At 50.8% G+C, this 12,384-nt stretch carries 8 protein-coding genes and 1 riboswitch; of the genes, 2 read left to right on the top strand and 6 right to left on the bottom strand.

The features are described 5' to 3' along the window. Window positions 1-47 precede the first annotated feature (47 nt). The gene (locus ACN5NT_RS19965) at window positions 48-407 is read left to right on the top strand and encodes a hypothetical protein (RefSeq protein WP_136796877.1); all 360 of its coding nucleotides are present in this window, start codon (window positions 48-50) and stop codon (window positions 405-407) included. Window positions 408-434: 27 nt separating this feature from the next. On the opposite strand, the gene ACN5NT_RS19970 is transcribed toward ACN5NT_RS19965, so the two are convergent. After that, window positions 435-3,404 carry an ATP-binding protein gene (locus ACN5NT_RS19970; RefSeq protein WP_419176639.1) on the bottom strand — a complete coding sequence of 990 codons (2,970 nt, stop codon included), beginning with the start codon at window positions 3,402-3,404 and terminating at the stop codon, window positions 435-437. Next, on the bottom strand, window positions 3,401-4,528 hold the full coding sequence (locus tag ACN5NT_RS19975; RefSeq protein WP_419176640.1) for an ABC transporter substrate-binding protein: 1,128 nt from the start codon (window positions 4,526-4,528) through the stop codon (window positions 3,401-3,403). Before ACN5NT_RS19975 ends, ACN5NT_RS19970 begins: the two co-directional genes overlap by 4 nt. Window positions 4,529-4,951: 423 nt before the next feature. After that, window positions 4,952-5,169: riboswitch (cobalamin riboswitch) on the top strand. Window positions 5,170-5,305: 136 nt separating this feature from the next. Between ACN5NT_RS19975 and ACN5NT_RS19980 the strand changes: the two genes are divergently transcribed. Next, the gene (locus ACN5NT_RS19980) at window positions 5,306-7,186 is read left to right on the top strand and encodes a sodium:solute symporter family protein (protein ID WP_419176641.1); all 1,881 of its coding nucleotides are present in this window, start codon (window positions 5,306-5,308) and stop codon (window positions 7,184-7,186) included. A gap of 78 nt (window positions 7,187-7,264) precedes the next feature. On the opposite strand, the gene ACN5NT_RS19985 is transcribed toward ACN5NT_RS19980, so the two are convergent. Genes ACN5NT_RS19985 through ACN5NT_RS20000 form a run of 4 tightly spaced genes read right to left on the bottom strand, consistent with a single transcriptional unit; the run spans window position 7,265 to window position 12,382 of the window. Then, window positions 7,265-8,416: an ABC transporter substrate-binding protein gene (locus ACN5NT_RS19985; protein ID WP_136796881.1), complete on the bottom strand. Its 1,152-nt coding sequence runs from the start codon at window positions 8,414-8,416 to the stop codon at window positions 7,265-7,267. A 30-nt stretch (window positions 8,417-8,446) separates the two neighbouring features. After that, on the bottom strand, window positions 8,447-10,543 hold the full coding sequence (locus tag ACN5NT_RS19990; RefSeq protein ID WP_419176642.1) for an ATP-binding cassette domain-containing protein: 2,097 nt from the start codon (window positions 10,541-10,543) through the stop codon (window positions 8,447-8,449). Further along, window positions 10,543-11,307, bottom strand: a complete 765-nt coding sequence (locus ACN5NT_RS19995; protein WP_419176643.1) for an ABC transporter ATP-binding protein — start codon at window positions 11,305-11,307, stop codon at window positions 10,543-10,545. The genes ACN5NT_RS19990 and ACN5NT_RS19995 overlap by 1 nt, the downstream gene beginning before the upstream one ends. Further along, window positions 11,294-12,382, bottom strand: a complete 1,089-nt coding sequence (locus ACN5NT_RS20000; RefSeq protein ID WP_419176644.1) for a branched-chain amino acid ABC transporter permease — start codon at window positions 12,380-12,382, stop codon at window positions 11,294-11,296. Before ACN5NT_RS20000 ends, ACN5NT_RS19995 begins: the two co-directional genes overlap by 14 nt. Window positions 12,383-12,384: the final 2 nt, after the last annotated feature.

A 12,384-nucleotide genomic window follows, 5' to 3' on the forward strand; every position in this document is an offset into this window, starting at 1 on the left:
GCCGTAACAGAATCGGCCCGCCAATATTTTCGGCCAATGGAGATCAGATGGCGGCCAATGCCGGAAAGCATGTACGCATAGTCTGTTTTATCCTGAAAGTTCTTGGTGTTCTTTACCTGATCGGTGCTGTCGCTTTTCTGGTGATGGGTACAACCGCCTTCTTCAATCAAGGCAATTCTGGTTTTGCATCTGCAACTGCGGCTTCGCCCACCGGTGCGGTGGTGCTTATCCCGCTGGTACTCTTCGGGGTACTGCATATCCTTGTCGCGCGCGGTTTTACCATAAATACGCGTTGGGCAAGAAGTCTGTTGTGGATATTTTCGCTCCTGAACCTTACCAATATCCCGTTCGGCACAGCCTTCGGAGCATATTCGATCTGGGTTCTTTACCAGACCCGTGAATGCTAACCTGGGTTTCTCATGAGATATTCGGGGCTAATTCACCTCACCTGAACTCAACAACAGTTCCGACGACTCCTTGGCCAGTTCCGCTTTTACCGCCGAGGCAATCTCCTCAAAAAGATACGGTTTCCTGATATAACAGCCAGCACCCAGGCGAATGACCTCTTTCACCTGATCGGTTTCTGTGTAACCGCTGGCGACTATCGCTTTCTGGAACGGGTGGAGTTTAAGGATCTCACGATAGGTTTCCAAGCCATTCAAACCATTTTCCATTATCATATCCAGCATTACCAGATCAACCTTGCTGGTCTGCAGATATTCTATCGCCTCTTCTCCGCTGCCGGCGGTTTTCACAGTATAACCAAGTTGGGAAAACATCATGGAAACGATCTCCCTCTGCTCCAGCAGGTCGTCCACCACCAGGATGGTTTCACCTTTACCGGTAAACTCTTCCCGCGCTACAAGGAGCTGCTCCTGTAACAGTTCTTTTCTGGTCACAGGAAAGTAGAGGGTAAAGGTCGAACCGTCGCCCGGAGTGGAAGTCAGGTCGATGTGGCCCTCATGATCCTCTACAGTCCCCCACACCACTGCCATACCGAGCCCGGTTCCGCTTCTGCCCATCGTTTTTTTGCTGAAAAACGGTTCAAATATTCGTTCTTTGTCATCCTTATCAATACCGCAGCCATCATCAGAGACAACAAGCACTACATATTCGCCGGGCTCAACTGTTGACGAAAGGCTCCTACCGTTGATTGTCTCCATGTGAGTGGAAATGCTGATTGTCCCTGGCCCTTCAATCGCCTCCGCGGCGTTAAAGATGAGGTTCATTACCGTTTTGGCAAGATGAACTGTAGAACCCAGAATGTTCAGCAAATCCGGCTTCAGATCAAGTTCAATCCTGACCTCTGAAAATTCCTGAAGCAGATTTTGATGTTCAGGGCTATTCAGATAATTCCTGATGATGTCATTGATGTTGACAACCTTATTTCGTACCACACTTCGCCTGGAGAGTGTCAGCAGGTCCTGAACAATTGCCGCAGCCTTCAACCCTGTCTCCCGAATAGTCATTACCACGCTGCGCATGGGGCTGTCTTCGGGCATATCCATCAGTAGCAAATCAGGATAACTCACCACGCCTGTGAGAATATTATTCAGGTCATGGGCCACACCACCGGCAACAGCACCGATTGCCTCCATCTTCTGGCTGCGACGCAGTTGCTGTTCAGCCTGTGCACGCTTGATTTCAAGCTCTTTCATTTGCGTAATGTTAAATGAAATCTGCATCTTCACTTCACGTCCATCAATCCAGTTGACGATGCGGTCATAATTGACATACCAGATGTTGCTTATCGGGTTCTGCCCCTCCCAGATAATTTCCCGTTTACCATCATCGTGCATTTTTCTCAGGGCACTGCTGGTACAGTGCTTGCAGGGCTCCGATAAGCGGCGGGTGACCTGGTAGCATTTGCGGCCCTCTAAATTCTCACCATAGGATTGCTTCATTTGTCTGTTCATGAACAGAATTTCATGGGTATCGAGATCGGCAACATAAATCGTGGCATGAATACTATCCATAACAGTCAGCAGTCTCTGCTGCGACTCGTTCAGCGCCTTAACCGCTCTGACCCGGGCAGAAATATCCCTGACCACATTGAGCACCACCTCCTGACCGATATATTGTATGCGCCTGGCATGACACTCCACGTCTATTGCCAAATTATTTCGATCCAACAGCCTGGTGGTAAAAAACAACTCAGTCTGAAGAGGAAGGATCTGCCCAAACGTTTCATCAATAGAGTCTCGCTCTGATTCGGGAACCAGTTCCCGGAAATTTGTCTTGAGCAGTGTCTCGCGGGAGTAACCCAGCATTTTCAAGGTCACCCCGTTGAACTCAACCAATTCCCCATGAAGGTTGTGAATAAAAACCATGTCCGCTACGCCCTCAAACAGGGTCTGGTAACGCTCATTTTCCCTGGCCTGCTGAAGATAGTTGACCATCCGGTTCAGAGAGTCTTTCAACTGCTCGACTTCCACGATACCCGTATGGCCGATCTCTTCTGAGAAGGCGTCCTTCCCTTCAGAGATCTTCAACGCCAGCGAGGAGAGTTTCTGCATGGGTTCAACCAGGGTGTAACTCAGAAAACGTGAGACGAGGAGGGCAATAATAGTCAGGGCTATCCCTGTCAGTAAAAAACTCAGAACAACTTTTACTTTGGCCTTTTCCAGCTGCTCAAGACCGGAGACGAAAAACAGCCCCGGCAATTGACTGATCGACATCGCAACATGGTCACCATCATCGAGATAATGTGCCCCGATGAAGTTCTCTGCCCCCTGCATCGACTGAACTGTGAAGTCAGTGACCTCGCCATTCAGGGCATCCCAGACCACACCGTCTCTCACCATGACCAATTGCTGGCTCTTCAGATTCTGGATGATATTTTTAAGAAAACTATCTCGTTGCAGATGATACACCGCTGCCGCAGCACCAATTTTTTTCCCCTGTCGCATCACCGGAAGATGATAGCTTATGAGCACCTCGCCCTTTTCCAGAATATCTACAATACCGAAGCTGCCGGGAGGTTTAGTAAAAACTTTTTTAAAGGGTACAGCACAGTAGTTTTCCTCAAAGGCCCTGTAGGTATTGCCGTCATTGTCCTGAACAACAAAATGAAGATCATTATCATATGAGTAGACTTCACGCAGATACTCATCCAGCTGTTTGGTGGCTCCAAGCATCAGGGTTACGCGCACAGTATTATCAAGCGACAGAGCTTTTAAACGGGTCTTGACCCTGTTGAGGCGATTATCGACAGCCAGCCCTGCCTTGCCTGACTCTGCAGCAACCCGGTCTTCGAACTCTCTGGTGAGACTTTTTGCAAAGCTGAAATACAGAATCCCGTAGACAGCAATAATAGAGACGATTACCAGACCGATAATTGTCAATGTGACCAGGGTTGAGGCTTTTCTGGAGCCCAATCCAGAGGCTTGCAATTCTCGTATCACTTTCTGAATACCTCGTCCGCCGCCAGCAGGATATCTGAAGGAATTTCCAAACCAAGTGATTCAGCCCGTTGAAGGTTGAAGACCAGCGCCACTCTTGGTGCATCTTCGATGGGCAGCGTACCGGCTTCCGCGCCGCTCAGAATTCTCGCAACTTTCTCCCCCGCAAGCTGGCCCATGGCAAAAAAATCGACGGTCGCACCACCATACAGTCCCTGCTTGATGAAGGCATAATTCAAGCCTATGGCAGGCTTTGTAGAATGGGATATATAATAACTGATAATTTCCTCTGCAGTATAGGTCTCTCCGGAACTATCGTGGAGTAACAGTGTGCCCAGGTATATGGCGCCAATCTCCGGGTCATCGTTTGCCTGGGCAATAATTTCCTGAAACTCTTCCCAGGAATGAACTTTTGTTCTGGCCACCTTGTCGACCACATTTGACACCGACTGTTGCCCAGGCAAGGACAACTCAAGATCAACCTGCCGGGAAATAGCCTTACCTGTCGGCGAAAGGTCCTCCAACACCAGAATCTTGTTATATTCATGCATGATCGACATCACTCGCACCGCTTCAAAGAAATGAAGCTTTTCATACACACCGGTAATCCTGCCACCGGGGTTTTCGCGGCTACTCATAAAGGTATATTGGGAGTTATATTCTTCCGGCTGAGCGTTCATCCCGCTGAAGACAAAGGTCTGGTTTTTCATCCCAGATGAAAGAGCAATGGTTTTAAACGCGTTATCATCAAGGGTAAGGACAACATCAGGCTGATATTGCTCTATTTCCTGAATAGCCAGTATTGCCTGCTGTTGAATAAGAGCGGGGCTATTATTGGTGCGCTTGGTATCCATATAATAGGTGCGCACAGCCAGATTCTCATCAACAATCCAGCCTGATCTGGCCAGGCCTGCTATCGCACCGTCATGCTGGGGCTGACCGCAGAGGTGCCCTGCTTCATAACTGTGAACGATGAAGAGTTTCTTTATCGCCGGAGAAGATGCTGAGAGTTGAGCGCTCCCCTCGTGCGGCAAAAGAAGTACCAGCACCCAGAGGGAACACACCAAACTTTTATTTGCAACTTTTCTTAATTCTGACAACACTTTACGTTCATGCACAGATACCATAACGCTCTACTCATTTAAATAAAAGAGAAGCCTACCTACACGAAACCATTGCCACATCAGACTGATGTCGCTGTTTTTATAGACGAACAGAAGCTGAATGTAAACTACTCCCCAGCAGGCAACAACAGAAAAATAGTCCCTTTCCCCTTATCGTCACCAGCTGACGACACTCTACCAATCAACTGAAAACACAACTTTTTCTAAAAAAAATGACATTACCGTTTTCCAATATCCCAACTGAGTCTATACAAAAGATGTCGTAAACTTCTGAATAGTTCAATTAATCCTTTAACATATCAGGCAATGAACCGGCTTGACTATTTTTTGTATATACACTATTTCTGCAAGGCGAATTGGCCTTTTTCCTGATTCATAAATATTGGAATCAAGGGCTTAGCAACAAACACAACAAATGCTTGCTGGTGATCTTTAAATGATCCGGGTATCTGATCAACCATTGATCGATTCCCGCAGGGAATCCGGTGTAATTCCGGAACGGACCCGCCGCTGTGAGTGAGGACGAACACCGCATATACCACTGTACTGTAATTTCAGGTTGAAATCGGATAAACGGTACGGGAAGGTGCGGTAAGTAGGGTGATCCACGAGTCAGAATATCTGCCAACCAAGCCTATTGTTCTCGGAGAGATGGTAAATCCCCGGGCTGACACTTGTCGGTTCGGGGATTTTTCTATCTCCCTCCGGCACCAGATTGGCAACAGCATCGCGGCGTCTGATAACAGTATTGAGCGTCGCCCTCGGTTGCCGGGAGGGAGTATGAGCAGCTATTCGATATTTCTGGTTCTTTTTGGAGCCTACATTTTTTTCCTCATCGCCACGGGTTACTACTTTAACCGGAGGCAAAAAACCGTGAGGGATTTTCTATTGGCCGGCAAGAGCGCCGGAACGTTCTCCATTGGTTTTTCCGCAGCCGCATCCTGGCTGACCGCCGGAGCCATGCTGGCGGTTATCGGCTTTTTTATCCTTCTTGGCATGGGCTCTGTCTGGGGATTTGTGGCCCCAAATATTATCGCACTCCTGATTATCGCTCTTCTGGTCAAAAAGATCAGATCAATCCCAGCCATGACCCAGCCCGAACTGCTGGAAATCCGCTATGGTTCATTTATCCGCACTCCTGTGGCTATGATCATCATCGTGGTAATGATCCTCTTTGCCGTGGCCGACATCAAGGGCTTTGCCATGGTGCTGCAAATCTTTTATGGCATATCCAACCTGCAGGCTGCATTGATAGTAGGATTATCCGTCGCGGTCTATGTTACTCTGGGTGGCCTGTCTGCGGTCATTGCCTCCGATACTGTGCAATTTCTCTGCCTGTCATTCTTCGTGCTGATTTTCTCGGTCCTGGTCATGGGCAATGGCGCTGAAACCAGCAGCCAGGCGATATCTACCATGGTTACAACCACAGGTGCGGACTGGTGGAACCCACTCTCAATCGGTTTGCCTATGGTACTCATCTTTAGCGTTGCCATCATCCCCGGCTGGATAACTGAACAAGACCCCTGGCAGAAAGTATGGGCAGCAAGAGACTCCCGGTCAGCACGCAACGGCATGCTCTTCGGCTCTTTATTGGTCACTCTTGTTTTCGGAGGCTGTGCCTTCATAGCTCTGGGCCTGAGAAACATCTATCCTGATATTGCCGCGGCCGGCTTTCCCATGGGAATGGCCCAGGCAGAGCCTGCTCTTTTGCATTTCATCGTCAGTCAGAACTATTCAGATATTATCGTGGCCCTCTGCGCTGTAGCGCTTGCTGCTGCTGCCATGTCCTGCGCCGACACTTTTGCTGCGTCTGGTGCCTCATGCGTGGCCCGTGATATATATCAACGACTCTTCCATCCCGCAGCATCGATGAGTGAAATGATGCTGGTCAACAGGCTGAGTGTGCTCCTTATCATCGCCTGCGCCACCATTGGCTCTTTTCTGATTGACTCGATTATCGACGCCATCCATATCGCCACCTTCATAGCCAGTGCCTCGTATTTTTTCGCGTTGATGGGAGGTATGTACTGGAAAGGAGGAACCGCAGCAGGAGCGGGGGCTTCCATGTGTACCGGCTTTTTAAGTCAGTGCGCTTTTGTAGCCTATGATCTGTTCAACACCCTGCCCGGCGCGCCACCCGCACTTGAGGCTGTGCATCCAATCCTGATGGGACATGGCGTTATAGTCGCCATGGCTGTCAGTGGGCTCGTTTATTTTAGCGTATCTCTCGTTACCGCTCCTTCGCCGACATTCAGGCTGGCACCATTTTTTGCCGATGAGGGTAAAGTATTGGCAGCAGCAGCACCTCAAAACAATTTCCCTGAGCCGGTCTTCCCCCGTGAAATGACTATTACTGAACGCATCGAAGAGGACCAGATTTACCTTCGCGCCCAGGTCATTCTGCCCCGGGATCTTACCTGGCAGAGCATTGTAAATCTCATTCCACAGGGCTTTGCCCACTGGATCGTTTTCTCTGGTCAGGATTCGATACGGAGATGTACGGAAGCCGAGATCCAATCCTGCGTCTCTTTCACCTGCGGGGAAACTGTGCAGAAAGGTTACCTTGAGATTGAAGGCTACGGTAGGCCGGTCCATGAGCTGAAACGTGAGCTGGCACGTGCGTACGATGAAATCATGCAAAGTGCAGAAGCACCTCATTAAACAGGGCCATACAAAAAAAAATGCCCCGAGCCGCATATGCGACCGGGGCATTTTTTTTAACTCGAAGAGAATAGCAGGTTATCTGGCCATTACAAACTGACCATTTTTCACCTGCACCATGACCATGGAGTCCACTCCCAGTCCGTTATGGTCTTCTTCGGTAATATTATAGATACCTGAGATACCAATATAGTTTTTCGTCCCTTCAATCTCAGCCCGAATCGCCTCTCGATCGGTACCCACCTTCTCAATCGCGTTTGCCACCATCATAATAGCGTCCCAGGCGTAACCGGAGTGAGTGTTGATCGGGAACTGTGTATCGTACCCTTTTTCTTTATAAAGAGTTACAAATTCCTGGATAATGGCTTTCTGCGGGTCACTATCCGGCAGTTCGTCCACCACCATCAGCTTGGTGGCAGGCATCCGGTCTCCTTCACTGGCGCTGCCGGCAAGCTCGATATACTTGGGATCAGGCAGACCATGACACTGAAAAAGTGGAAGTTCAATACCTAACTGTGCCTTGTTTTTGGCAATAATGGAGCCTGCCGGGCCGATTGTCCAGGCAACAATGGCTTGTGGTTGAGCATTCTTCACCTTGGTCAACTGGGCGGTCATGTCAGTGTCCCGGGTACCGAACGATTCGCGGGCAACGATCTCGATTCCATATTCTGCAGCCAGTTTATCCATCCAGCGGGCACCATCTTTACCAAAACCATCTGCGGCTGAAAGTAGCGCGATTTTGCTCAGCCCTTTTTCCTGCAAATAATTAAAGAGTCGTCCTACGGCGATACTTGAACGCTGGGGTGACTTAAAAACGTACTTATATGGGCCGAACTTACCACCCATAATCACCGGATCACCGCCAACGGTCATAAAGATCGGGGTCTGGCCCTTATCCACAACTTTTTTTACATTCATACCTGTATCGGTCAGGGTTGGACCGATAATGGCAACCACATTCTCTTTGTGGATGAATTTCTTGGCAATGGAGGCAGTTTTAGCCGGGTTGGCCTCGGTATCTGCGATTATCAGCTCCAGTTTTTTGCCGTTAATACCGCCTTCTCCGTTTATTTTCTCCACCACCATCTCGGCGACCAGCTTCGTCGGCGTTCCGATAAAAGCCGCCCGGCCGGAAAGATCGAAAAACGCACCGAGCTTGATGGTCTCCGTGGCAAAAGCCGCGGGGGCCAGCAACGGTATCATGGTCAATGCTGCCAGTAATCGTTTCATACTCGTTCCCCTCTTTCTCAATTGTGTTTATCAGACGATTTCATCCTGTATTCTATTGTCGAACACCCGCTGACTCTTCCGCTCCGAGCGCGGCAAACCACCATATTCCGTTACCTCTACCTTTACCGAAACCAGCAACTGCTTTTTAACCTGATGGACCACTTCCTGAATGAGGTCATGAACACGTATATTCCCTACCCCTTCAGCCCGCTCTACCACCAGATTCATGTGATCACGGCCCGAGTCATCCCGTCGCAGATGGATCTGGTACTCCGAACCCAATCCGGGCACCGCCGACAGGATAGTGTCGATGCCGGAGGGGTAAATATTCACACCTCGAAACTTGATGGTATCGTCGGACCGGCCCCTGATACGTGAATGACGTGGCAAGACAGAGCCGCAGGTACATGCCCCCGGTATCTTTCTGGTGATATCTCTGGTTCGATAGCGAATGAGAGGTGATCCCTCCTTGCAGAGGGTGGTGATGACCATCTCACCCCATTCACCGTCAACCACTGGTTGCAGTGTCTGCGGATCAAGAATTTCCAGCAGATAATAGTCACCCCAGTAGTGAATGCAGTCGTGATCGGAGCACTCTATCCCGGTACCAGGCCCATACAACTCGGTTAACCCCGTAATATCAAACAGCTCTGCACCACCAAAAAGGTCAGAGATCTTCTGTCGCATGGAGCGGCTGGAGCGCTCTGAACCGTAAATAATCCTATTCACCGCAATCTTGTCGGCAATACCCCGTTTATGGATCTCTTCGGCCATGAGCAGAGCCATGGATGCCGTCGAACAAAATACAGTCGACTGGAAATCCAGCAGAAACTGAATCTGCATATCGATATTGCCAGGCCCGATTGGAACTGCCAAAGCACCTATTTTTTCCGCCCCCAACTGAAAACCCATACCAGCGGTCCAGACACCATAACCAACAGCAATCTGCACCCTGTCCAGAGGCGTCACGCCCGCCATCTGATAGCAGCGTGCAAAAAAGTAGATCCAGTCATCGAGATCTTTTTGCGTATAACAAAGCACCTTGCGTTTACCGGTGGTGCCGGAACTGGCATGAACCCGTACCAGCTGCTCGAATGGCACCGAACGGAGCGGAAACGGGTAGCCGTCACGAAGATCGTCGGCCGTGGTAAAGGGGAGTTTCTGCAGGTCGGCAAGGCTTTCAATATCGGCCGGCGTCACCCCGGCCTCTTCAAATGCTTTTCGATAATGGGCCGAACCCTCGTAGGCGTGGGAAACGGTCCACTTCAACCCTTTCAGCTGATGGGCCTCGAGTTCCTCCCTGCCGGCAAAGTCAGGCATAAAATTTCTGGTATGCATTGCGGGTTTCTCCAAACGTATATTAGTCAGACCCGCAGCCCCAAGACGGCTGGCTGCAGGCTTTTTATCACTTGCCGCTCCTAAGAATGCGGAACGCAGAGCGGGATCATTGAGCAGCGCGGCGCTTTCTCCCTGCTCAACTACTTTTCCGTTGGCCAGCAGGTAGGCCTTGTCAGAAGACGACAGTGCCCGTGCTGCATTCTGCTCCACCAGCAGAATGGTGGTACCTGCACGTGCGAGTTGGCGGATTATGGCGAAAATGTCATCGACGATAAGCGGTGCCAATCCCAGGCTTGGCTCATCCAGCAACAACAACCGCGGTTTCGCCATCAACGCCCGGCCCATGGCGAGCATCTGCTGCTCACCGCCGGACAGTGTGCCTGCGCTCTGTTCCCTTCGCTCGTAAAGCTTGGCAAACCGATCAAACACCCCTGCCAGCCGTCGCTCTTCTTCCCTGCGGGAGAGCTTTAGAGGAACCGCTCCGAGCCGAAGGTTCTCGAGCACTGAAAGCTCGGCAAAGACCTCGCGACCTTCCGGAGAAAGGCTGACACCGAGTCGTACCATCCTGGCAGGGCCGGTTTTGGTGATATCCTCACCATCCAGCAGTATCCGGCCACCGGTGGGCTTCTCCAGGCCGAGCAGACATTTAAGCAGCGTTGACTTACCGGCACCATTGGCACCAACCAGCGAGACGGTCTCGCCCGCTGCAACATCGAGATCAACCCCGAAAAGTGCCTGGGCGGCACCATAGTGAGCTGTGAGATTTTCTATTTTCAGCATCGGCGTCATTATGCAGTGGCCTCCATTTTCCCCAGGTACGCTTCCAGCACCAGTGGATTTTTCCGCACCTCTTCAGGGGTACCGATTGCAATGCAGCGACCGCTGTCCAGCACCACCACCTGATCGGCGATATCCATCACCAGTTCCATATCGTGCTCCACCAGCAGGATGGTGTGACCTTTGCGTCGAAGCATTTTCAGCTGTTCACCCACTGCGGCCGTTTCCTGGCTGTTCAGCCCGGCCACCGGTTCATCGAGAAGTAACAAATCGGGTTTACCGACTATTGCCCGGGCCAATTCCACCCGTTTTTTATCTCCATAGGCCAACACCTCAGCAGGCCAGCTCGCCTTTTCGCCGAGCTCGAAGCGATCCAGCGCTTCCAGCGCCTTGAGTTTCAACTGTCGCTCACGATGCCTGAGATACGGCAGTCGCAGCATGGCCATCAGCATTGAGGTTCCGCCCTGGTTGGTCAGACCCGTCAGCACATTGTTCAGTACGTCCAGCCTGGGAAAGAGCCTCAGATTCTGGAAGGTGCGGCTTATCCCCAGTTGACTGATCTGGTGAGCCGATAATCCTGTAATCTCCTGGTCTTTGAAAAAAATAGAGCCATCGGATGAGGGCAACACCCCTGTTATGCAATGTATCAGGGTCGATTTCCCTGCTCCGTTGGGACCGATCAGCGCTGTTAATTTTGCCTCAGGAACTGTAAACGAGACTTGAGACAGGGCAGGCAGGCCGCCAAAGTTTTTTGAGAGGCTATCAAGCTGCAACATTTTTCTGCCCCTCCTTATAGATGCTCCGGGACATATCACTGTTTTTCAATTGAGTGTTGTGTTCCACCTTCTTCCCGGCTGCCTGGTCTTTTGCATGTTTTCGCAAAGTCATTCTCACCCTGAACTCATGAGCGATACCGCTTACCAGCCCCTGGGGCAGAAACATCAGCACCAGCACCAGAATCGCACCGTGCACGAAATCCTTATAGGTTTCGAATATGTCCATGAACTCCGGAAGGATGGTGATCAACCCGGCTCCCAGGAGAGACCCCCATATAGAGCCCATACCGCCGACAACCACCATGATGACCATGTCTGTAGAGGTGAAAATGCCAAACGAGTCCGGGCTGATATACGAGTAACAGTGGGCAAAGAGTGACCCTGCCAACGAGGCCATCACCGCTGACAGCACAAACACTTTCACCTTGGCGCTACGGGTATCGACTCCAAGCGCCGCGGCGGCGGTCTCATCCTCCGCCAATGCTGCAAAGCCACGGCCAACACCGCTTCGAACCAGATTCAGGCAGAGCAGCAGACAGAGTATGGCGCAGCCCCAGAGCAAATAATGAAGCCGCACCTCATCATCAAAACGAAAATCACCAAAACCAAGATAAGGGATGCCGTAGAAACCGCTGGGCCCGCCGGTGAGCTCATCCCACTCCAGAAAAACCGCGTGCACCGTAAAATTAAAGCCGAGCGTGGCCATGGCCAGATAATGACCTGAGAGCCGCAATATAGGAATACCCAGCACCAGTGCCATCAGGCCAACAACCGTTGCCACCAGCAACATGGCAGGCCAGGGTGATATGCCAAAAGTGGTGGTGGCGATGGCAGATCCGTAGGCACCAAGCCCGAAAAACGCGGCATGCCCCAGCGAAATCTGGCCCGCATAGCCAATAAACAGGTTGAGCCCCAACACCACGATGACGTTAATGGCGATCAGGTTGGAAATACCCAGTGTGTATGGATTGTCCTCAAAAAGCGGGTAAACCAGTAAAACTGCAGATACCAGCAAGACAGTAAGCCCGGTTCGGTGCTGATAGACAGAGTAAAATAGTTTTTCTCTAGCCGACATAC

Origin of the sequence: Desulfosediminicola sp. (assembly GCF_048381775.1) — a bacterium.
GTDB lineage: Bacteria > Desulfobacterota > Desulfobulbia > Desulfobulbales > Desulfocapsaceae > Desulfopila > Desulfopila ganghwensis.